Here is a 21,464-nt window from a genome sequence, read left to right as displayed (position 1 = left end):
AGGCAGGGGCAAGCAGCAATAGGTATGTACCGCATAAAGGGCTGCGCTGCGGGGCAATTTACAGGTTGTATTTTAAGTCTGTTTTGCAGAAGAACGAATCAAATCTTGGCCGAACAGGACAGGGGGGACGAACACTTGTATCTTTTATACACGCATAATGATTTGGACGGCGTCGGCTGCGGTATTGTGGCGAGATGTGCGTTCGGGCACAAGGTGGAGATCCGGTATAATTCGGTCGGCGGGCTCAACGTACAGGTCGAACGCTTTTTGGAAAAAGGCAAAAAGAAAAACTACTTATTCATCACCGACCTGTCGGTTCATGAGGCGAATGAGCGAGGAATTCAAGCCTTTGTGCAGTCCGGCGGCAAAATCAAGCTGATCGACCATCACAAAACCTCGCTCCATTACAACAAGTACCCGTGGGCCATAGTGCAGGTGGAATATGAGAACGGGAAGCTGGCGTCGGCCACCTCGCTTTTCTATGAATATTTGATGCAGAACGGGCTTCTGAAGCCGTCCAACGGACTTGCGGAATTCGTCGAGCTGGTCCGCCAGTACGATACATGGGAATGGGAGAAGAACGGGCAGCAGAAGGCCAAGCGCCTGAACGATCTGTTCTATTTGGTGTCCCATGAGGAATTCGAGGAAAAAATGGTGAAGCGCCTCCAGCAGAGCGAGCACTTCGCATTCGATGCATTTGAAGAAAAAATATTGGATCTGGAAGAAGAAAAGATTGAAAGGTATGTGCGGAGGAAAAAGCGGGAAATCATCCAAGCGCCCGTTCAGGAGCATTTCGTCGGCATCGTCCATGCGGAATCGTACCATTCGGAGCTTGGCAACGAGCTGGGCAAAGAGAACCCGCACCTCGATTACATTGTCATTCTGAATATGGGCGGCAAAAAAATAAGCTTCCGCACGATCCACGACCATGTCGATGTCTCGGAGATTGCCGGCCAGTTCGGCGGGGGAGGCCATGTGAAAGCAGCCGGAGCGTCCATGACGGACGATGCGTACCGGTTGTATGTGGCGGAGCCGTTCCCGATGGAGCCGATTCGTGCCGATGCGTATCAGAACACATTTAATTTGAAAAATTCAGCCTACGGCTCGCTGTACGAGAACCGGAAAGAGCAGAACGTATTCCTGTTTTCCTCCGGGGACAGTTGGGTTGTGGATGTAGATGGGGAGGAGCTGGACGAGCCCTTCCCGACGTTCGAGGAGGCGGAGCGCTATGTCAAAAGGCATTATGCCGCGTGGCTCGCCCGGGATCAGACTTATGTCGCCTATCTGATGGAGAACATGGCCGATCGAAGGAAGCAGGCTGGCGGGACGGCGTCAACCTCGGGTTTTGGATTCATAGATGGAAGCCAACACCCCCCAGCTCTGCACTTTCCGGCGCTGTGAGGCCCACATCAGTATGCTGATTGCCCCTCCACATGCAGCAATCAGCATGGCGGTGACGCCGCATGCAGCAGTCAGCATGGCGGTGACGCCGCATGCAGCAGCCAGCATGGTGCCGGCGCCACATGCAACAGTCAGCATGGTGCCGGCGCCACATGCAGCAATCAGCATGGCGGTGACGCCGCATGCAGCAGCTAGCATGGTGGCGAAACCACCAAGCGGCGCAGCCACACGTGTTCATGCTGCCTGCAGTTTAGCGCGGACGCCTCGTGAACACTTGAAACACGACGCCGTACCGGTCGGTCACCATACCGTAGGCTGGACTGAAATGCACCTCGCCCAGCGGAATATCCACTTGGCCGTTCTGGCACAAAGCCTCATACACCCGCTGCGCTTCCTCCGCATCATCTGTAATCAGGCAAATGTTAACCTGATTGCCTTGCTGCGGCGTTTGGCCGGGCATCATGTCGGAAACCATGAGCTCGGTCTCGCCGACTTTGAGCACGGAGTGGGAGATCAGGTCCTTATCCTCCTCTGACAAAGGGTGCTGGGGATCCTGAGGCCCTTCCCCGAACGTTTGTTTAAAAATCACCTTTGCACCGAGGGCTTCCACGTAGAACCGGATCGCGTTATTGGCTTGTCTGTCCAGCATAATAAAAGGGGTCAATTGGGTAATCATCGTTCAACAGCTCCTTTGATTGTGGTTTTCATTTGGCTTCAAATTTATTGTAGCTTATAATGGTGACAACAATTGTCATAAACTCTAAAATATCGGAGCTGTACATCCATGTCCAAATCAAAACGGCTGTTGGATTTGATGATGACCGTCAACCGCAAACGAAAGTTTAAAGTACAGGAGCTAGCCGACGAGTTCGGTGTCTCCAAGAGAACGATCCTGAGAGACCTCCAGGAATTAAGCGAATTGGGCGTGCCTTTGTACTCGGAGGTGGGGCCCCACGGCGGATATCAGGTGCTGAACGAGAGAATATTGCCTCCTATCGCATTTACCGAAGAGGAGGCGGTGGCGATCTTTTTCGCATGCCACGCGCTGCGCCATTACTCCTATCTGCCCTTTGAAGCCGAATCGTCCTCGGCCTTGAGCAAATTTTATTACTACATGTCGGGGGACATCCGCGACCGGATCGACCAAATGAAGAACCGGGTAGACTTTGTAACGCCCAGGCGGCAGAACGAATTCCCTTATTTATCGATCCTGCTCGACGGGGCCTTGAACCAGAAGGTTATCCTCATCGATTACGGCTCCAGGGAGGGGGCTGCATGCAGAAAAATACAGCCTGTCGGCATCTATGCCAGCAACGGATTGTGGTACTGTCCCGCCTATTGCTTTCTGAGGCAAGATTACAGGGTGTTCCGCTGCGACCGGATTCATTCGGCAGTGTACGATAATTCGGGGACGGAGCCATTGGATCTTCGGGAGGTGCATCTGGAGAATCGGGAGCTGTTTCAGCAGGAGGAGCAGGGGGGAGCGCGCCTTCGTCTTCAGGCGGAGCTGACCCAGGCAGGGGTTCAGCAATGCGAGGCGGAGCTTTGGCTGGCGTCCAAGCTGCATATCCGGGACAATGGCTCGGGATGGCTGGAAGGCGAGGTTCCGAGGTACGATCTGCCGTTCCTGGCCCAATTTTTCATTGGGCTGGGGAAGGGAGCGACGGTGAAACATCCGCAGGAGCTGATCGATGAGATGAAACGAAGACTGACGGAGCTGCTGAGCCGGTACTAGCGGAGGCTGCATAGCAGCGGCCTTCGCAGCAAGCGCGCTAGCGCTGCTTGTTCGCCCACACGAAGAAGGCTGTGACTCCATCCCCCGGGATGTGAATCACAGCCTCCTTCGTGTGCCTAGGAAAACTGAGCGCCGGTGCGTACCGGCCCAGCCTTTACTGTGCCCGCGCACATGCTCCAAGCCCTTACTGCTCCGCCCGCATCCGCAGCTTGAACTCCTTCGGAGAGCAGTTGTTATGCCGCTTGAACAGCTTGTAAAACTGTGCCATATTCGGTATGCCGACGGCTTCCCCAAGCTCCATGATGCTGATATCCTGCGTCAGGAGCAGCCGCTCCGCTTTTTTAATCCGTTTATAATTTACGTAGTCAACAAACGAGAGTCCCATCACCTTTTTAAAATATTTAATGAAATAGTGATAGCTCAAATTCAGCACCGCGCAGGCCTGCTCGATGGCGATCTTTTCGCTGAGATGCTCGTCTACATAATCCAGTGCCGGCTGCAGACGCATCAGCTCGAGATTGTCCGCTCCGTGCAGCAGCTCCCGGGTATCGTTGCGTATCAGCAGCAGCAGCAGACGGCGGATCGCGGCACTGATCGCAAGCTCATACCCCTTCCCCTTGGTTTGGGTTTCCTGGAAAATGTCCATAATAAGCCCGTACGCCTGCCTCTGCACCTCGGGGTCGTCCCGGAACATATAATTCAAATGCCCGAGCGGACGCCGCGCTTCGCTGAAATAATGCAAATAAGGCATCGTGCTCTCATCAAAATGCTGCCCCAAATCGAACTGGCATACGATATAGCTCAGCGTCTCGACTCCTTCATGTCTTGTCCGGTGAAGCTGAGAGGAGCCGAACAAGTGCACATCGCCCGCTTGAAGCAGCCGGGAATCGTGCTTGGTCTGAATGCCTAAGCCGCCTTCGACCATAGCGAGAAACTCCACTTCTTTATGATAATGCCAGCGTCCTACCGCCTGAGGCTCCGCAAAGGTGCGCCGGGGGGCATGAATCTGCCATATTTTGAGGCGCAGCAGAGGGTTCTGGTAATCGACATGTTCATTGTGAACGTCGGCTTCCAGCATGTCGTTATCGAACAGCGTGGTCATTCGCGGCGTGTTCCCTCCTGGTTTTACAAACTTTGACAAAACAAGATTGCATACTAGCCTGTTGAATGAAACATGAATAGTATAGCACGTTTGCAGGACCGAAGACATTATTGCATACAAGGCAGGCAGTATTGAGAATATCTTTTTCGCGGCGCCGTCCTATATAATCAAGGAAAGAAAACGCCACACATTTCACTGGAGGTTAACTGCCCATGAGCCAAAAATTACGCGTTACCGTATGGAACGAATTCCGTCATGAAAAAGAAAGCGAGAAGGTCCGCTCCGTCTACCCGAACGGTATTCATGAAGCGATCGGCGAAGGCTTGGGAGCCGAGTTCGAGGTGCAATACGCGACATTGGATGAGCCGGAGCACGGCTTGACCGAGGACAAGCTGAACAACACCGACGTGTTGATCTGGTGGGGTCATAAAGCCCACGGCGATGTCACCGACGCTATCGTCGAGCGTGTACATGAACGCGTCATGCGCGGAATGGGCTTGATTGTGCTGCATTCCGGCCACTTCTCCAAAATTTTCAAAAAGCTCATGGGCACGACGTGCGACCTGAAGTGGAGAGAAGCCGACGACAAAGAACGTCTGTGGGTCGTATCCCCGGGACACCCGATTGCGGAAGGCATCGGCCAGTATATCGAGCTGGAAGCTGAAGAAATGTACGGCGAGCACTTCGATATTCCGCAGCCGGACGAGCTGATCATGGTGAGCTGGTTCGAGGGCGGCGAGGTGTTCCGCAGCGCCTGCACGTTCCATCGCGGCCAAGGCAAAATCTTCTACTTCCGTCCGGGACACGAGACATATCCGACGTACTACAACGAGCAAATCCGCCGCGTCATCTCGAACGGCGTGAAGTGGGCCGCGCCTACGACCCGCGAGTATCCAGTGTACGGCAATCACAAGCCGCTGGAGCCGATCAAGGAGAAGGTGCGCGGGTAAGCATCGAACGGAGGCAAGCTCATCTTCTGGGCTGAGCTGCTCCCCTTGAGGGTCGAAACAACTGCATAGCTAAGACTGAAGCCAGCCGTCCGGCGGAGCGCTCCATGCGTTCTTGCCGGATTTTTTGTGGTATCCAGAGACCCAGATATGCGCTTTGCTGAAAGCCAGTATAACTTGAGGACTATCCGCCTTTGAGCGATGCTCCGATCGAAAAAAAGAGCCGTCACCGGTTGTTCCGGTACAGCTCTTTCGTATTAATAGGTCAACCAGAGTTTACTGGTTGGCCTATTTTAATGGTCGTTTTATGATGGCAGTAGCCGGGAGAACGTGACAGCCTCTGGGGATTTACCCCGTACTAAAAACTGTTCTCCCACTACCCCCTTCTACCATGTTTGAGCTGGTTGAGGCATTGACCTCGTATCACAAGCGAAGCTGTGGAGTTGGAACCATTGTGGGATTACCGGTAAATAGATAATGGAGGAACAATATGAGACCCGTCATTGGTATTGATGTAGCAAAAGGAAAATCAGTCATACAAGCATTCATAAAACGTAATGCTCCTTATGGTCGAGATCAAGTGATCTGGCATACGCCAAATGGCTTAGAACGACTACTTCAAATTTTAGCCGAACTAGAAATGACGACTAAGACGAAACCAGTTGTTATCTTAGAACCAACCGGACATTACCATCGTACTCTCGTTCAGCGAATACAAAGCGAAGGGTATGACATCATACTTGTTAATCCTTTGCAGGCCCAAAGAGCCCGAAGAACAAGTTTGCGTAAAGTTAAAACAGATGCTTCAGATGCTTGGCACTTAGGAGACTTATACTACCAAGAGGAAGATTGGTTAGTCCATCCTTGTCGGGAAGAACATCTCATGGATTTGCAATTTCTAACCAGGCAACATGAGTTCATCACCAGCCTTTATGTACAAGCTAAATTAAACATGCGAACGTTGCTAGATCAAGTGTTTCCAGGCTACGAGGGGGTTTTTAAGGACTTATTTTCTAAAACCTCTCTTAACCTGTTAGACCTGTGTTTGTCACATGAGGGTATCCAGAACAGAGATGAAGAAGACTGGATTCAGACAGTGAGGGAAGCGACAAAAGCCTCTCGTTCCGAGGCCTGGATGAATCGTAAAGTAGACAACTTAAAGGCGGCTGTGCTCCAGAACCCTGTAACACAGGTTTCCTTTGGATTAGAAACAGCCCTACGCAGTATGTTGAAAACGGTACGTGGGTTTCAAATGCAACTCACTGAACTTGAGAAAACCATTCTGGAGTTGTCGGCAATGATTGAGGAAGTAAAGCTACTAGAGACTATCCCTGGGGTAGGCACGAAAATTGCAGCTGCCATTGTTTCAGAAATTGGCGACGCGACACAATTCCGATATCCTAAACAATTGGTGGCATATGCAGGGCTAGATCCAAGTGTCTTTAGCTCTGGAAAGTTTACAGCGACTCAAAATAGGATTACAAAACGGGGATCCAAACGATTGCGACGCGCTGTATATTTAGCCGTCACCTGTGGTTTACGGGTAGGTATTAACCTTCGAATGCGTGAATACTATGACAAGAAAAAAAGTGAAGGGAAGCCCCATAAGGTAGCTGTGATCGCTTGCGCCAACAAGTTACTACATCACATCTACGCTATGCTCAAAAGAAGGCAACCCTACACTTTATAACTCATTAATGCCATAAACTTCCATTCATATGGAGGTTTATTTGTGGTACTTATTTTTCAGTATAACAAATCTTTAGCCTTTCAAAAAGCTTGACTTGACATACCATTAGCTGGTTTTTTTGCTGCCATGCCTTGCCCGCTGGCTTCATTACCCTTACCCTAACGCCCGGTGCGGCGTTTGGTACGGCGCTTGCCGGTGGCCGTCGGCTTGCGCTTGCGGCGCTTTTTGCGGTCGGAGGGGAGCTCGTCGATGTCGCCGCCTTTTTTGCCTTTGGCGAAGGAACCCATCAGCAGCTTGACGAGCGGGGCCATTTGTTGTACGCTTTGCACCATCTTCTGCACTTTACCCATCGTGTCCATGATGCCTTCGATGCCGCCCAAGCGGTCAATCATTTGCTTGACCTGGGCCATATTGAAGGAGCTGCCGCCGGTGCCGCTTCCGCTGCCTCCGCCGCTGAACAGCGAAGCCAGCCCTCCGCCCTTCCCGCCAGATGCGGAAGTGGAGACAGGAACGGGTAAGCTCGACGCTTCCGGCGTCACCGAGCTTAAGCCCAAGCCGCCCGGAAATTGCTGCTGGGCTGCATAGGGATTACCGAATAAATCGCCGCCACCACCCATAGAGTAGGGAGGCGGTGCTTGCTGATAGCTTCGTGTGTGCGCGCCTTGATTGCCTATCGTAGGTCTTTGATGATAGCTCACAGGATTCACATTCCTTTTATTAGATTATGGCAAAGATCCGCGGGTGAGCGGGCTGCTTTGCGCCAAGAGATAGACGTTTTGCCTACTGTAGTCTATGTGCTAGGCGAATGGATGGATTGGACTCCTGTCACGGTTTGGGGCGATTTCTTAGGTTTTAACCCACTACCGCATAAAAATAGTAAAGTTTTGCTATTCTAAAGGGAGGATTTCTCCCGCTGATGTCGAATATTTAATAAGCATGCCAATAAATGAATTGAAGCAGACCATCAAGGGGTTGAACAATATGCAATTGAAAAAATTGAACGATAAAGCGATCGATCAGCTGTTCGAAGCGATTTTGACGCTTAAAGATATTGAAGAATGCTACGTGTTTTTCGACGATTTATGTACCGTGAATGAAATCCAGTCGCTGTCCCAGCGCTTGGAGGTGGCCCGGATGCTGCGTAAAGGCAATACGTACAATCAGATCGAGGCGGAGACCGGAGCCAGCACGGCGACCATTTCCCGCGTGAAGCGCTGCTTGAATTACGGGAACGACGGGTACAAAATGTCCCTGGAGCGTCTCGGACGCTAAGCACGGAGCAAGTTCCGGCAACGCAGTCCGTTTAGAGGCAGGCTGGAGCCGGTGTAGGTTACTAAAAAAGATTGCAGCCAACAGCGAACGCGCTGGCCTGGCTGGTATAAGACGAGTGCGGATGAGGACGCGCTCCCCGAACACGGTCTGGGGACGTTCTTCGTCCCACTCGTTTTTTTTGGTCAAAGGATATTCGCGCAGCGCCAGCACTACCGATCCTGCAGCGTTCCTCCCATGCTTCCACATTTCATCACTGCCGTGCTACCGGCACGCCATGGAAACAGAGATGCTTCTGATAGACGGACCCGGGATCATGGGCAGCAGCCCCCAAATGGATTCCCTATCCAGCTGCAGGCGAAGCCTATAATTTTATGGTATAATAGGAAAAGTTAAAACCAGGAAGCGAGAAGGGCACACTCCGGAGCGCCTTTCTTTTTGATGCAGACAGGAAGGGGAACGCCGGTGAACAGCTATGGAATTTTAGTCATCAGTCATGGATCGCGAAGCGCGGAGTGGGTTCGTCTGGTGGACGAGGTCGTCCAAGCGATGCGGGTGCCCGCAGGTGTGCCGGTGTTTTCCTCTTTTCTGGAAATTGTCGAAGGCCGGCTCATTCAGGACGGGATCACGCATCTGGAATCTCTTGGCGTAACGGATATTATCGTCATTCCATTCTTCGTCTCTTCGGGAAGCACGCATATCGATGAGATCAGCTACGCGCTGGGTGTGAAGCCGGAGCCGCTGCTGCCGACGGATATGACCCCGTTCGCGATTCAGGCGAGGATTCATTTTACCTCTCCGATTGACGACGATCCGATCATTGCGGACATTTTGTATGAAAAAATGAAGCCGCTATCAGTCGATCCGGCACGCGAAATCGTGATGCTGGTAGGCCACGGCAGTATTGAAAAAGGCTTCCACCTGCGGTGGCGCAGAGGGCTTGAGCAGCTCGCCTCCCGTCTTCGGGCGCTGGGCGGGTTCGATGAGGTGGATGTAGCCATGCTGCTGCCGGATCAGCTCCCGCGCAAGCTGAAGGGGTGGCGTGAACGCAAGCCGGAGCATGAGCTGCTGGTGGTGCCGCTGTTTTTGAGCGAAGGCTACTTTACGAATGAAGTGATCCCTGCCCGTATGCAGGGGTATACATATAGATACAATGGAAAAGCGCTGCTCCCGCATCCTCTGCTTGCGCGGTGGATGGAGCGGCAGGCGGATCCTTTTATTGGAAAATAGAAGGCAACACAAGGATACAGCAATTTGATGCGAACGGGTGAACAGTAGAATGGTCAAACGGGCAAGATTGATCTATAATCCATCCTCCGGCAGGGAGGAAATGAAGAAGCGGCTGCCTGAGATTTTGCAGCGGCTGGAACGCGGCGGTCTCGAGACCTCGACCCATGCGACGATCGGGGAAGGCGACGCGACGCTGGCCGCGGCCGAGGCGGTCGAACGCGGCTTCGATATCATCATCGCGGCAGGCGGCGACGGCACGCTGTATGAGGTCGTCAACGGCATGGCAGAGAAGGAAAATCGCCCGCCGCTGGGCATTTTGCCGCTCGGGACAACGAATGATTTCGCCCGGGCGCTTAACATTCCGCGCAGCTGGGAGGGGGCGGTTGACGTCATCCTGCAGCAGCATACGCGCGTTATCGACGTCGGCAAGATGAACCAGCGCTACTTCATCAACATCGCCGGCGGCGGCTCCTTGACGGAGCTGACGTACGAGGTGCCAAGCAAGCTGAAGACCATGATCGGCCAGATGGCCTATTATATGAAGGGGCTCGAGAAGCTGCCACGGCTGCGTCCGATCGATCTGTACATCCGCACCGATGAGGGAGATCTTCACGAGGAAGTGATGCTGTTCCTCATCTCGAACTCCAACTCCGTCGGCGGCTTCGAGCGCCTGGCTCCTGACGCGTCGCTCAGCGACGGCCTGTTCGACGTGCTGATCCTGAAAAAGTGCAACCTCGCGGAGTTTATCCGCGTCGTGTCCCTGGCGCTCCGCGGCGAGCATTTGGGCGATCCGAACATCATCTATATGCAAACGCGCAGCATACAAGTGACCTCACCGGACTACGTGCAGATCAACCTGGACGGCGAATTCGGCGGCACGCTGCCTTGCGTCTTTACGAACCTGCCTTCGCATCTGCATATTTTTGTGGATGAAAGCGGACAATCGGTATACAAACAAAACCCATTACAGCAAATCAAGCTGCCATGGAAAACGACGAAAGCTGGAGTGGACGAACATGAGCAAGAAGAGCAGTAACGGCAAAGGGTTTCGAGGCGGCTCGGAGCGTGGAGAAGCTAGTGCACGTACGGGATTCGGGTCTCGAGGGAGAGCTGAAGAGACTAGTGTACGTACGGGATTCGGGTCTCGGGGGAGAGCTGAAGAGACTAGTGTGCGGACGGGATTCGGGTCTCGAGGGAGAGCTGAGGAGACTAGTGCGCGGACGGGATTCGGGTCTCGAGGGGGAGCTGAAGAGACTAGTGAACGGACTGGATTCGAGGCTGGAGGGAGAACTGAAGAGACAGGAGCCCGATCCGAAGCGAGGGGCTCGAGAACGAAGCTGTCAGGCAGAGGAGAGCAGGCAGCTGGCGGAGCCTCGGGTGATCGATCCCCGGCGAAGGTCGGAGGCGCATTGAAAACTAGGGGCAGAGCCGGGGATGGCCGTAATCAGGCTGGGGTGGTCAGAGTCCCAGAGGCAGGGAGCCGTTCCGCTTCCAGCTCTCGCTCCGGCCGGCCGAATGGAAGAGGACGGCAGCCAGCGGCTGCCGATCTGAGCGGACTGCCCGTGGAGAAGAATGGCGAATACGAGGCAGATATCGTCGGTATCGGGCATGAGGGCGAAGGGGTAGGCCGGGTCAGCGGTTATACCCTTTTTATTCCTGGCGCGCTGCCGGGCGAGCGTGTGCTCGTCAAGGCGGTGAAGCTGAAGAAGCAGTATGGCTACGGCAAGCTGCTGCGTATCATCCAGGCGAGCCCGGACCGGATCTCGGCTCCCTGTCCGATCTACAGCCAGTGCGGCGGCTGCCAGCTGCAGCACCTGAGCTATGAGGGCCAGCTGCGCTTCAAGCGTCAGCTAGTGATCGACAACCTGGAGCGGATCGGCAAGCTGAAGGTGGCTGGGGGGACCTCTGCCGCTTCTTCTGGAAAATCAGACGAGGCTGCGGGCGCAGCTTTCCAAGATGCATCCCATGCTGCAGCTTCCCCCTCAACTGCTGCCACCAAAGGCATCGTCGTGCATCCGACGCTGGGGATGGAGGAGCCTTGGCGCTACCGCAACAAGGCCCAGGTGCCTATCGGCTTCGAGGCGGCTTCTGCCGATAGAGAAGGTGGCCTGGTCGGGGGCTTTTACGCCCAAGGCAGCCACCGCATCATCGACATGGATGAGTGCCTCATCCAGCAGGAGAACAACGACCGCGTCGTCGCCGAGGTCAAGCGGATCGCCCGCGAGCTCGGCATCCGTGCCTACAACGAAGAAACCCACAAAGGCCTGCTGCGCCACGTCGTAGCACGCTACGGCTTTAATACCGGTGAGATCATGGTCGTCCTGATCACGAATGGGGAGAGCCTGCCGCATGTGGACGAGCTGGTCGGTCTGCTACGTCAAGCGATTCCCGGCATCAAGAGTATATGCCAGAACGTCAACAAAGAGCGGACCAACGTCATTTTCGGTGACAAGACGAAGGTACTCTGGGGCGACGATGTGATCTACGACACCATCGGAGCTATCCGATTCGCGATCTCCGCGCGATCGTTCTATCAAGTGAACCCCGTACAGACCGAGGTGCTGTACGGCAAAGCCCTGGACTTCGCCGGGCTGAGAGGCGAAGAGACCGTAATCGATGCCTATTGCGGCATCGGCACGATCAGTCTGTTCTTGGCGCAGCGTGCGCGCCAAGTGTATGGCGTCGAGATCGTCGGCGAAGCGATCGACGATGCTCGGCGCAATGCGCGGCTGAACGGCATCCGCAACGTTCAGTTCGAGGTCGGCGCGGCGGAGGTGGTCATCCCCGAATGGCGACGTCAGGGCATTGCCCCTGACGTCATCGTGGTTGACCCGCCGCGCAAGGGCTGCGACGCTGCGCTGCTCGCGACCATCCTCGAGATGCGCCCCACTCGCGTGGTCTACGTGTCGTGCAACCCGTCGACACTGGCCCGCGACCTGCAGGTGCTCGAGGAAGGTGGGTATTCCACCGTCGAGGTGCAGCCGGTGGATATGTTTCCGCATACCGTTCACGTAGAATCAGTAGCTCTGTTGGTGAGGAATGGTACAGATCGCTGAGATTGCAGTGGTGGAGCGGGTTTGGGGAGTAGTACAGATGGGATTAAATTGTGAAACAGAAGATTAAAAATGATAGAGTTGACTGATTGTTGACGAAATTAATAGATTAATTGGGGGATGCCTAGCGCTTGAATTGGGAGTTTTCAATTATTGGGACAGGGGTTCGACTCCACTCGGAAAACCGAACCCTTGTCCATACAAAACCACAACTTAAGGGGTGGAAAGGGGGGCGTCATCGGTCTAGTCAGTATTAAAAGCGTCAGTACTGTCAGTTGCGTCACGATGACGCTTTTAACGGTACCGACGCTTTTTCTAGTGTCCTGATATGGCCTTATGATATAATTTAAATTAAGAATTGAAATTGTGTTGACAATCAACTCAACGTACTGTAATATTCTAAATACAGAAGGGCAGTGTGTTCTATGAGTGATTTCGGCGAAATGCTAAAATCCCTTCGGAAAGAAAGAAAAGTTAGTCAGCGAAAACTTGCTGAGCTCGTAGGTATTGATTTTACTTATATTAGTAAGATCGAAAGCGGCACCATGGATCCTCCAGCGGAGGATAAGATTCTTAAGATAGCTGAAGTGCTGGATGTCGATTCTGATACGTTGATACTTGCTGCGAAAAAGATACCGAGTGATTTTCAGAAGGTTATTTCTGAAAATGAGGAACTCCCAGCCTTTTTGAGAAAAGCCCAGAATATTTCCCCCGAACAATGGAAAGCAATCCATCGTATTGTTGATGGTAATGTTGAGGGGGAGTAGTAGTAAGTGGCTAAGGTACCTTTCATTTCCCTGGAGCAGATGGAAGCAATAACCGAGAAAATTCTAATGCAATATGGATTTCCAATTGATTCGTCGGATAGTTCTTCAATAGAAGTACCGGTTGATGAGATTATTGAATTTCATTTTGGATTAGACATTGAATGGGATGTAATCGATCATTTTGACCCATCAGGGTTGGTAATGGCAGCAATCTTTCCTCGAAAGCGTAAGATTGTTATGAATGAATCATGTAGGGATCTATTTGAGGAAAAGATCGGTACAATGCATTTTACAATGGCTCATGAGCTTGGGCATTGGGTCTTGCATGTTGATGATGAATTTGATGATCAATTGTCGATTTCAATTGAAGATGAAGAAATCTATTATTGCCGAAGTTTCTCTAAGAAGCCTCCTGAAGAAGTACAGGCTGATATGTTCGCTGGGTGTCTATTGATGCCTAAACCTATTTTTATTCAAACTATTAATGATTTGAAGGAAAACACAAATAAAATAACATTCCGGCATTTATATAAAATTGCGGATATGTTTAAGGTAACGATTTCTGCTTTAAAAGTGCGTTTGCACTCATTGAATTTATTATACATTGATGATAAAGGCAGAATACATAATTCGAGAGAAGATAGTGATGGACAGCTTTCCTTTTAAACTGTCCATTTTTTCAAGGATAAATGTTGAGTTGAAAATCAACACAATATACCTTGTGCAAACAAGTTTAATATAAATATTATCACCATCTAATTAAATAGGGAGGATTCCTACTATGGCAAATAGACACCAAATACTTTGTGTGAACAAAAGTGATCGTTATAATTCGCATGAGAGAATAACACATATCGGCGGGCAAAATGCTGATGGTTCTTTATGGCGTATTACTCAACAACATGCGATTGAGGGGATTGAAAGCGGGAAGTGGGCTTTTTATGTTAGTAGAGGAGGGCGAACGGTGGATGTTATTGTTGCCAAAAGTCGATATGGGAATAAGTATATTAAAACTGTAGCTGATGGTGAAAATCCGGATAATTTGCTCAGCCTACTTGAATGTAAATATTAATTGAAGGGGGTGAAGAATGTGGAAAAATCTAGTACGAAGAAAGTTAGTAGTTCTAAATTAGCTACAAAAGCATCTAGAGCTTTGAGAAGTGCTGGTTCTAGTGCTAAAACAAAGTCATTGGCTGGCTCAGTATTGGCACAGGCAAGAAGCAAAAAGTAATCTAGACTAAATAGTAGGGAGAATGAAATTTTGTTCAGTATATTCGAGTCGATTTGGGACTCACTTGAGATTTTTCACAGTAAAATATCATATTTTATTCTAATGGGTGTAGCATTTATAATTTCATTTTTCTCTTTCAAAGGCATATTAACTTTGCCAGAACCAAGTACAATTCCTAACACTTATATTGATTATATTATCTTCTATCTTCACCATACGAAAGAATATATAGTTGTGATGCTAGAAAGTTTTGTTGCTTTTATTTTGATGGGACTGTTGAGTTTGTCGACAATATACAATGCTTTAGAACTTAGTAGAGAGTACGATATTAGTTCGTGGATCTCAGGTTTAATAATTTTCGTCGCGTAATTATTGGAATAATTGGATTATATTTTTCAATATACTCCTTTATTTTATTTGCTGTTCTTGCCATTACAGGGCTGGCAATAATGTATGGATCTTCTTCAAATGGTGGGAAAAGGCGAAGAGGATACTAGAAACTTCTGTCTTTACGCAACCTCCCCAAACATCCTAAACATCACGCTGCGGCGGATTGTGGATTTGCCAAGCCACGGCTCGGAAAAATGAACCCTTGTCCACACAAACCACAATGGTTAAGTGAACAGGGGTTCATTTTCGTTCTCCAATGACGTAAGGATCAAATTTCAATATAACAGTACCGTCAATTGCGATTTAGTTACGCTTTTGTCTGTACTGTTTTTTCTTTTTGGTGAGGTTGGAATACAGAAGGATTCATTCAACCACAAGCTGTATGCAACATTCAGAAATATAAGACCATAGAGATCAAGCACGATCTAAGAACATCATGAAGAGCACCATCAAGATTGACAAGAAGGAAGTTGGGTGTTATTATCCTATGTAGAGGTCCTTGAAGGTTATCTCCAAGGATAATTAGAACGAGAGGAGTAATCAATAATGGAGTTGTTTCAATGCAAAACATATCCTCTAAATGTAGAGGATAAATTTAATGAGTTTTTGACTGGAGGATTTGTTGCAATTGGTTATCCTGGTTTGGGTGACCTAAGTGGTCTAAACAAACAGGAAATTCGCGAACGTTTAGAACGTGTTTATCATGAAGATCCTGCACGAACCCGTTATCATCTAGGGATGGTTAATGCCTTTTGTAACACTATGTCGCCTGGAGATTTCGTTCTCATCGAGGATCGAAACAACGGCAACGTTCATGTTGGTGTGTTAGGGGCTTATAGTTTTAAGGGAGATTTGGATGATGTGGGGTTATCCCATCAGCGTTCTGTCGATTGGAAAGCAGTCATTCCTCGAAGTGAATTGATACCTGAATTAAAGGAGTTCATCCGAAATCGACCTAGTATAACACAGTTCAAGCACCCGATTGAGGTCGCAAAACTTGAAAGATACCTCAATCAACAACCAGCCACTTTAGGTATTGAAACCAATGAGTTACTGAGCAAGGCTCTTTCGATACTTGCAGAAGAAATGGATTCAAAGGATATTGAGAGGAAAACACGCGCTGCAATAGCATTGTTACAATATTTCAAGAGCTAAGGGGTGTGTCTAATGATCCTCAGTGTTGAGTCGGGTAAGGAAATAAACTATGTTCCACATCGTACCGAGTACGCAAAATGGTTAAAGAAATTACAAAAATTCGATAATACTGCGTATGATCAGATACGAAAGGTATTGAATAACATAGCCGATTTAAATGAAGTTATAACTTCGAGTTGGATTCCTGGGCACGACTGGCATGGAACGGTTTATCAACCCCTTTATTATGCACTCGAAAATGACGATATATCTGCAGCAAAATTTTATGGTCTTATTTTGTTTGAAGTAATTCTCCAACGTCCTGAAACCTGGGGATTTGGTCGTTACGCTAAGGATGGTCGTCCTATCAAGGGGATGACGTATTTCAGATTGCCCAATTGGCAGGTGTCCTAAGCCACCTCCCCAAACAACCTGAGCATCACGCCGCGGCGGATTGTGGATTTGCAAAGCCACGGTTCGCATTTATGAACCCTTGTCCATACAAAACCACAATGGTAAAGATAGGGGAGGAGAATTTCACGTCCTGTACTACATGATTAAGCGTCAGGGGACCTTTATTGGTTCAAACGCTTTTTTGTATACTTTGGAATTGAATATGTTGAAGGAAATTAATGTGAAGTGTTGAATGGTCTAGATAACGTTTTAGTTTATTTTTAGAGGAGCGACGAAACTTGGGGGATATTAAGTTATTTAATATAAATGACGGAGAAGTTTCAGAACTTGAAGGAAGATCAGTAGCAGTTGAAAAGTCACTTCAGACTTTGATGGAGAGGCACTTAGAAGCAATTCTAGGGATACGCTTTTTGGCAACTGAATATTCGACTGGAAAGACACATGGCGGGCGGATTGATACGCTGGGAATAGATGAAAACAACGCTCCCGTGATCATCGAGTATAAAAGATCTACTAACGAAAATGTTATCAATCAGGGACTTTATTACCTCGATTGGCTACTCGATCATAAAGCTGAGTTTACTCTCCTGGTCATGAAAAAGTACGGAAATGATGTTGCTGAACTAATTGATTGGTCAACTCCACGTCTTTTGTGTATAGCCGGTGGTTTCACATAATATGACGGACACGCAGTACAGCAAATCAATCGCAATATAGAATTGTACAGCTACAAACAGTTTGGTGATGAACTACTAATGCTAGACCTTGTCAATGCAACAACAGCCCAAACTATTGAATTGGATACTGTGAAGCAAGTACCGACATCGAACAAATCCTCTGAAAAAACGGTAACTGAATACCTTAAGCAATCTGATGATGTACTTAAAAATCGTTATGAGGCCATTAGGGCATTCCTGTTGGCTTTGGGGGATGATGTTCAAGAAAAAACTTTAAAGCATTACATTGCTTTCAGAAGGATTAAGAACTTTGCTTGTATAGAATTTCATCCCCAAATGGGCAGAATCACTCTTTATGTGAAGGTGAATCCAGATTCCATCAAAATAGAGCCAGGCTTCACAAGGGATGTGAGAAAAATCGGACATTATGGAACTGGCGAGCTCGAGATTACTATTAACAACGATGAGCAGTTAGAGAAGGCCAAGACCTATTTGCTTAAAAGTTATGAATCTAGTTAAACCAAGATATTTAAGCAACCTCTCCAAACAGCCTAAGCATCACGAGGCGACGAATTGTGGATTTGCTGATGCATGGTTCAGAAGATCGAACCCTTGTCCATATAAAACCACAATGGATAAAAATGTTGGACAGGGGTTCTCCATGTCTAGTGACATTTTGAGAAACCGTTAAGTCGTTCTATTAAGACTTGACGGTTTTCCTTTTTTAATAGTCATTGTAATACTTTTGCCCTGTTCGTAGTTGTAATAGTGTAATAATATGGAATGAAAATACCATGCTTCTCGAAAAGGAGTATAAGGAATGCCCATAAAACAACAGTACATAGATATGAAGGCGATGGAGGATTATTCATCAATTAACAGACAAATCGAGGAAAATGCACTTAGGTTGCGACGCTTGCACGAGATAGTATTAAAATGGGGTGAACGGTTTAAAGACTCCAGTCAGAATTTAATCAGGCTTGACTTCACCCATATGCTTGATTCAATAGATTATATACAAAAATCATGTGAATCGGTGTACTACAACACTACAGGTATTGGAAATCGCTTTATTCCATACACAACTTTCTACCGTGAAATACTGTCCACTATAAAACAGATAATGATGAAAGTTTCTCACTTTCATAAGAAACAATTGAAGATTGATAAAAGAATTTCTGTAAAGTACAATTGCATTCAACAATTTTTGGCTAGGGAATTAAAATGGAGAAATAAATCGGAGCATGACATCGATCCTTTTTATGGTGATCACGAGGAAGTATTACGTGTGTTTAGTATCGAAAAAATGCTTTCATTTATAGAAATGGTCATTGATCTACTTGATGATTTAAATGGTCATCGAGAAGATGTAAATCCATTAGAAATATATGCTCCAGTGTACAATGAGCTATCATTATTGCAAAGAAAGCAACTTCTACATGGAAATAAAGAAAGTGCCATTCGCATCTTCTCTTTGACCACTGAATTAAGCTATAAGGTAATGGAAATACGACCAGATGAGGAACTTACAATATTATTAAATTTGGTCATGAAATATCTTGAGGTTTCCAGATGCCTAAAATATACGTATAGTATGGATAACGGACTACGTGGTAGTGGAGAAAAGGAGTATGCGTATTTTGCAAGACTTGGACTCACGTTCAGTTACCAGTTTTATGACAAGCTTGGATTATTTGTGAAGCATCGCTACTCGATAGCTACAAAAACCACCTACTTTAAGGATAATGTTCGGAACGCGAAGAGGGCAATCAATTCCTCTCAACAAGATGAAATCTTAATGAGTTGCATCGAAATTGAGGAAAGTGATGAATACGGTGTGTTGAATGATTTGAGACAAGCGATCTGTCATAAAAATAAATGGGTGGATTATAAAGCATCATCTGAATCGGTGAGCACTTTGATTGTTTTACTTTTCATTACTATGACTGACTTAATGGAATTAATCTTATGTAGTTATTTTGAAAAACGGAATTTCCAGCTTTCGTTAAAAGCGACCGAAGAGGCTTATAACAGAACTAATAGCATTAAATTGTAGACATGCTCTAAATTTAAGAATTATAGATCACGCCATCTCCCCGAACATCCTAAGCATCACGCGGCGGCGGATTGTGGATTTGCAGAGCCACGGTTCGCTGCCATATGTTAAATCCATAAAAACGAAAAGGAGCTTTGCCACTGAAGTTACGGTGGCGGCTCCTTTTTGCGTTATATGGCGTCATTGCCGAGGCTTAGTAGCTCTTGTTTGTCCAGACACTAATAGAGAATGTGTTTATACAAAAACGTTTCTTTGTGACCATAACTGGACAAAAAGAGCGGGAGTCAAAAGAGAATTAGTGGAGTCCAGCAAGTAGATGGGTTCATAAATTTGAGAAGATAAGACGAAGAGCCTCCATAAAGGCGGCTCTTTCAGCACGATTAACATAAGTTAATGGCGAGTTTCAATAAACTATCAGAGAATCACCACAACCAACGGTGTTGGCAGGGATTATGGAAAATACATACAAAACAAACATAACAACAAGAGTGCACTTTTGTCAATGGTGCACGAAAATGTGAACTTCGAGAATCTGAACGCATCGAGATACAATACGCCTTTATTTCCGCTGAATGGGTTGATTAACGAATTTTCTCTGCGCCGCTTAAAGCGCAAGATGAGCGGGACGTTGAAGGCTACGAGCATACATTTTTCATTAATATGATACATATCGAGCGCGTCCAACAAGCTCTTTTGTGTCGTAATGGAAAGGGAGTAGCTCTTATGAGCTTGATGAGTGATTTCGTAAAAGCCTCTTTGTTCAGAATTTCCTGTCTGTCTACTAGGGACCGGTTCCGAAAATACAATGGGGAACTCGAAAAAACGGATCGCTACGATTTAAATTTTGCCTACGGTTGTTACGGTGCTCCAGTTAAAAGAAGTTTGGTTAAAAGTTAATTAATATGGGCATGAATGCTTATTGGAATTGAAAAAAGCTATAAATCGCAGCTTGAACTTTATCTCTAAAATCACTATTTTGCGAAGGATTATGATCGGTAAATGGGAAAATTGTGAGGTCTTTGCAGTTAAATAAACTAAGGGGCGAAATTATGAAAACTGATGACCTGTTGCGAGTAAAATTATTAAGACTTTTACTGGAATTAGAAGAGGAGCGGGTTGCCAACCTTAATCTCGACAACCAGAATAAACATGAAGCAAGTTCTTGTGAAAATGAGATAGAAGAATTTGTTCATCATAAAGCAAATAGCCAGGAAAGATCCGTTTTATCAGTAATCGAATTGTCCAATTATCTTGGCGTCTCTACTGACTGCATATACACGATGGTGCGCGAGAAGCAGATTCCCCACGTGAGGATCCGAAGAAGGATATTGTTTCATAGAGACGCAATTGATTCATGGATTCAAGAGAGTACAGTAAAATCCTAATATTGAGGGGCATATTGCTATGGCTTGCATAGAACAGGTCCCGTGTGGATTTCGGAAGCGGCTGATTGGGGTTATTTATTGTGGTTTCTTTCCATCCGGAGCAAACTCAACGCTTAATACCGAGTAGTGGCCTTTCATTGACCCCCAGAGATGGCTTTTATATGGTAAGATGGTTTGAAAGCATTTTGTGAAAGGAGACCGAACCTTGTACAAATCGGTAGTCAGAGACGGTAAGTTTCTTATTCTTGTAGCTGACGGCGTTTTCGATAATCAGTTAATGGAGTTACCGACAGAAGAACTTGCGGATAAAGTAGCATATGAACTCCAAAGTGCTTGGGAACAAGGTATTTCTTGGGGAGTTCATCAAAAGCGGAAAGAGCTTAATGGTAGTGGGGTAGTTGAAGATATCAGCGAAGTAATTCAAAAGCTAAGGACCATGAGTCCCGCGATCAAGAAATTTATCATCACAGGGTTAATCGGCGCAATGAAAGAATTCAAAGGATCGAGGAAGCTAGAAGATGGAGGAACGTTTTAAGCTGGAAAAGTAAGTGAGGAATTGGAATCAAACCACTATATTTATGTATTAGATCTACGCAGTGGTATTAGGTTTTCCGTAATTCGGGGTAAAGTATCGGGATTGAAAGGACGTGAGTGATGAGGAAAAGGAATTAATTTAGTATCTCATTGAGTATTTTGAAAGCTGTTGCTCGCGGAGTAGAACGTATGATTCTTCACGGAGTAGAATGTATGATTCTTCACGGAGTAGAATGTATGATTCTTCACGGAGTAGAATGTATGATTCTTCGCGGAGTAGAATGTATGATTCTTCACGGAGTAGAATGTATGATTCTTCACGGAGTAGAATGTATGATTCTTAGCGGAGTAGAATGTATGATTCTTCGCGGAGTAGAATGTATGATTCTTCACCTGGCTCTTTTATACATTTCCGAGCCCACGGGACTAAGGGGAACGTCGTATGCAGT

24 protein-coding genes are annotated in these 21,464 nt (G+C 47.6%); 21 read left to right on the top strand and 3 right to left on the bottom strand.

Annotated features, from left to right (window positions below; genetic code table 11):
• Positions 1 to 135 precede the first annotated feature (135 nt).
• Positions 136 to 1,401 (top strand): DHH family phosphoesterase, encoded by a 1,266-nt coding sequence (locus CF651_RS04255; protein ID WP_144029011.1) that lies wholly within the window; start codon positions 136 to 138, stop codon positions 1,399 to 1,401.
• 250 nt (positions 1,402 to 1,651) lie between these two features.
• Here the strand turns inward: CF651_RS04255 and CF651_RS04250 are convergent, their stop codons facing one another.
• Entirely contained in the window at positions 1,652 to 2,077 is a 426-nt protein-coding gene (locus CF651_RS04250) for a VOC family protein (RefSeq protein ID WP_094013620.1), read from the bottom strand.
• A 108-nt stretch (positions 2,078 to 2,185) separates the two neighbouring features.
• On the opposite strand from CF651_RS04250, the gene CF651_RS04245 reads away from it, so the two are divergent.
• Positions 2,186 to 3,136 carry a helix-turn-helix transcriptional regulator gene (locus CF651_RS04245; protein ID WP_094013619.1) on the top strand — a complete coding sequence of 317 codons (951 nt, stop codon included), beginning with the start codon at positions 2,186 to 2,188 and terminating at the stop codon, positions 3,134 to 3,136.
• A gap of 184 nt (positions 3,137 to 3,320) precedes the next feature.
• On the opposite strand, the gene CF651_RS04240 is transcribed toward CF651_RS04245, so the two are convergent.
• Positions 3,321 to 4,238, bottom strand: a complete 918-nt coding sequence (locus CF651_RS04240; RefSeq protein WP_094013618.1) for a helix-turn-helix domain-containing protein — start codon at positions 4,236 to 4,238, stop codon at positions 3,321 to 3,323.
• A 212-nt stretch (positions 4,239 to 4,450) separates the two neighbouring features.
• On the opposite strand from CF651_RS04240, the gene CF651_RS04235 reads away from it, so the two are divergent.
• Together CF651_RS04235 and CF651_RS04230 are read left to right on the top strand one after the other, a co-directional pair.
• Positions 4,451 to 5,188 carry a ThuA domain-containing protein gene (locus tag CF651_RS04235; protein ID WP_094013617.1) on the top strand — a complete coding sequence of 246 codons (738 nt, stop codon included), beginning with the start codon at positions 4,451 to 4,453 and terminating at the stop codon, positions 5,186 to 5,188.
• 487 nt (positions 5,189 to 5,675) lie between these two features.
• Positions 5,676 to 6,875, top strand: a complete 1,200-nt coding sequence (locus CF651_RS04230; protein WP_094013616.1) for an IS110 family RNA-guided transposase — start codon at positions 5,676 to 5,678, stop codon at positions 6,873 to 6,875.
• Between the two features lie 158 nt (positions 6,876 to 7,033).
• On the opposite strand, the gene CF651_RS04225 is transcribed toward CF651_RS04230, so the two are convergent.
• Positions 7,034 to 7,573, bottom strand: coding sequence for a hypothetical protein (locus CF651_RS04225; protein ID WP_094013615.1), 540 nt, complete (start codon positions 7,571 to 7,573; stop codon positions 7,034 to 7,036).
• 283 nt (positions 7,574 to 7,856) lie between these two features.
• Here CF651_RS04225 and CF651_RS04220 point away from each other — a divergent pair, with 283 nt between their 5' ends.
• The 17 genes from CF651_RS04220 to CF651_RS04155 all read left to right on the top strand — a co-directional run bounded on the left by CF651_RS04220 (position 7,857) and on the right by CF651_RS04155 (position 21,016).
• The gene (locus CF651_RS04220) at positions 7,857 to 8,147 is read left to right on the top strand and encodes a YerC/YecD family TrpR-related protein (protein ID WP_094013678.1); all 291 of its coding nucleotides are present in this window, start codon (positions 7,857 to 7,859) and stop codon (positions 8,145 to 8,147) included.
• Positions 8,148 to 8,609: 462 nt separating this feature from the next.
• Entirely contained in the window at positions 8,610 to 9,374 is a 765-nt protein-coding gene (locus CF651_RS04215; protein WP_094013614.1) for a sirohydrochlorin chelatase, read from the top strand.
• Between the two features lie 49 nt (positions 9,375 to 9,423).
• Positions 9,424 to 10,410 carry a diacylglycerol kinase gene (locus CF651_RS04210; protein ID WP_094013613.1) on the top strand — a complete coding sequence of 329 codons (987 nt, stop codon included), beginning with the start codon at positions 9,424 to 9,426 and terminating at the stop codon, positions 10,408 to 10,410.
• A gap of 176 nt (positions 10,411 to 10,586) precedes the next feature.
• The gene (locus tag CF651_RS32745) at positions 10,587 to 10,787 is read left to right on the top strand and encodes a hypothetical protein (RefSeq protein WP_245855687.1); all 201 of its coding nucleotides are present in this window, start codon (positions 10,587 to 10,589) and stop codon (positions 10,785 to 10,787) included.
• Between the two features lie 134 nt (positions 10,788 to 10,921).
• On the top strand, positions 10,922 to 12,430 hold the full coding sequence (gene rlmD / locus CF651_RS04205; protein ID WP_245855692.1) for a 23S rRNA (uracil(1939)-C(5))-methyltransferase RlmD: 1,509 nt from the start codon (positions 10,922 to 10,924) through the stop codon (positions 12,428 to 12,430).
• A gap of 422 nt (positions 12,431 to 12,852) precedes the next feature.
• Positions 12,853 to 13,194 carry a helix-turn-helix domain-containing protein gene (locus CF651_RS04200; protein WP_094013611.1) on the top strand — a complete coding sequence of 114 codons (342 nt, stop codon included), beginning with the start codon at positions 12,853 to 12,855 and terminating at the stop codon, positions 13,192 to 13,194.
• 6 nt (positions 13,195 to 13,200) lie between these two features.
• Positions 13,201 to 13,860 carry an ImmA/IrrE family metallo-endopeptidase gene (locus tag CF651_RS04195; protein ID WP_094013610.1) on the top strand — a complete coding sequence of 220 codons (660 nt, stop codon included), beginning with the start codon at positions 13,201 to 13,203 and terminating at the stop codon, positions 13,858 to 13,860.
• Between the two features lie 115 nt (positions 13,861 to 13,975).
• Positions 13,976 to 14,266: a DUF3892 domain-containing protein gene (locus CF651_RS04190; protein ID WP_094013609.1), complete on the top strand. Its 291-nt coding sequence runs from the start codon at positions 13,976 to 13,978 to the stop codon at positions 14,264 to 14,266.
• 18 nt (positions 14,267 to 14,284) lie between these two features.
• Positions 14,285 to 14,425 carry a hypothetical protein gene (locus CF651_RS32155; protein ID WP_179232676.1) on the top strand — a complete coding sequence of 47 codons (141 nt, stop codon included), beginning with the start codon at positions 14,285 to 14,287 and terminating at the stop codon, positions 14,423 to 14,425.
• 936 nt (positions 14,426 to 15,361) lie between these two features.
• Positions 15,362 to 15,970, top strand: coding sequence for a hypothetical protein (locus CF651_RS04180; RefSeq protein WP_094013607.1), 609 nt, complete (start codon positions 15,362 to 15,364; stop codon positions 15,968 to 15,970).
• Positions 15,971 to 15,982: 12 nt separating this feature from the next.
• Positions 15,983 to 16,363 (top strand): hypothetical protein, encoded by a 381-nt coding sequence (locus CF651_RS04175; protein WP_094013606.1) that lies wholly within the window; start codon positions 15,983 to 15,985, stop codon positions 16,361 to 16,363.
• 278 nt (positions 16,364 to 16,641) lie between these two features.
• Complete coding sequence (locus CF651_RS33260; RefSeq protein ID WP_342746541.1) at positions 16,642 to 17,040, top strand: endonuclease NucS domain-containing protein; 399 nt, start codon at positions 16,642 to 16,644, stop codon at positions 17,038 to 17,040.
• A gap of 78 nt (positions 17,041 to 17,118) precedes the next feature.
• Positions 17,119 to 17,559, top strand: coding sequence for a DUF5655 domain-containing protein (locus CF651_RS33255; RefSeq protein ID WP_342746540.1), 441 nt, complete (start codon positions 17,119 to 17,121; stop codon positions 17,557 to 17,559).
• Positions 17,560 to 17,860: 301 nt separating this feature from the next.
• Positions 17,861 to 19,096, top strand: a complete 1,236-nt coding sequence (locus tag CF651_RS04165) for a hypothetical protein (RefSeq protein ID WP_094013605.1) — start codon at positions 17,861 to 17,863, stop codon at positions 19,094 to 19,096.
• 588 nt (positions 19,097 to 19,684) lie between these two features.
• Positions 19,685 to 19,993, top strand: coding sequence for a hypothetical protein (locus CF651_RS33350; protein WP_425436204.1), 309 nt, complete (start codon positions 19,685 to 19,687; stop codon positions 19,991 to 19,993).
• 152 nt (positions 19,994 to 20,145) lie between these two features.
• Positions 20,146 to 20,481 (top strand): helix-turn-helix domain-containing protein, encoded by a 336-nt coding sequence (locus tag CF651_RS33250; protein WP_094013604.1) that lies wholly within the window; start codon positions 20,146 to 20,148, stop codon positions 20,479 to 20,481.
• A gap of 205 nt (positions 20,482 to 20,686) precedes the next feature.
• Positions 20,687 to 21,016, top strand: coding sequence for a hypothetical protein (locus CF651_RS04155; protein ID WP_094013603.1), 330 nt, complete (start codon positions 20,687 to 20,689; stop codon positions 21,014 to 21,016).
• The last annotated feature ends 448 nt before the right edge of the window (positions 21,017 to 21,464 follow it).

It is taken from the genome of Paenibacillus rigui, from assembly GCF_002234615.1.
Taxonomy (GTDB): Bacteria; Bacillota; Bacilli; order Paenibacillales; family NBRC-103111; genus Paenibacillus_S; species Paenibacillus_S rigui.
Note: the sequence above shows the minus strand (reverse complement) of the source record. Positions and strands in the feature narration are given on the sequence as shown.

Coding starts and splice junctions, on each gene's coding strand:
- CF651_RS04250 (WP_094013620.1), bottom strand. CDS start 2,077: ATGATTACCCAATTGACCCCTTTTATTATGCTGGACAGACAAGCCAAT.
- CF651_RS04245 (WP_094013619.1), top strand. CDS start 2,186: ATGTCCAAATCAAAACGGCTGTTGGATTTGATGATGACCGTCAACCGC.
- CF651_RS04240 (WP_094013618.1), bottom strand. CDS start 4,238: ATGACCACGCTGTTCGATAACGACATGCTGGAAGCCGACGTTCACAAT.
- CF651_RS04235 (WP_094013617.1), top strand. CDS start 4,451: ATGAGCCAAAAATTACGCGTTACCGTATGGAACGAATTCCGTCATGAA.
- CF651_RS04230 (WP_094013616.1), top strand. CDS start 5,676: ATGAGACCCGTCATTGGTATTGATGTAGCAAAAGGAAAATCAGTCATA.
- CF651_RS04220 (WP_094013678.1), top strand. CDS start 7,857: ATGCAATTGAAAAAATTGAACGATAAAGCGATCGATCAGCTGTTCGAA.
- CF651_RS04210 (WP_094013613.1), top strand. CDS start 9,424: ATGGTCAAACGGGCAAGATTGATCTATAATCCATCCTCCGGCAGGGAG.
- CF651_RS04200 (WP_094013611.1), top strand. CDS start 12,853: ATGAGTGATTTCGGCGAAATGCTAAAATCCCTTCGGAAAGAAAGAAAA.
- CF651_RS04190 (WP_094013609.1), top strand. CDS start 13,976: ATGGCAAATAGACACCAAATACTTTGTGTGAACAAAAGTGATCGTTAT.
- CF651_RS04180 (WP_094013607.1), top strand. CDS start 15,362: ATGGAGTTGTTTCAATGCAAAACATATCCTCTAAATGTAGAGGATAAA.
- CF651_RS04175 (WP_094013606.1), top strand. CDS start 15,983: ATGATCCTCAGTGTTGAGTCGGGTAAGGAAATAAACTATGTTCCACAT.
- CF651_RS33255 (WP_342746540.1), top strand. CDS start 17,119: ATGCTAGACCTTGTCAATGCAACAACAGCCCAAACTATTGAATTGGAT.
- CF651_RS04165 (WP_094013605.1), top strand. CDS start 17,861: ATGCCCATAAAACAACAGTACATAGATATGAAGGCGATGGAGGATTAT.
- CF651_RS33250 (WP_094013604.1), top strand. CDS start 20,146: ATGAAAACTGATGACCTGTTGCGAGTAAAATTATTAAGACTTTTACTG.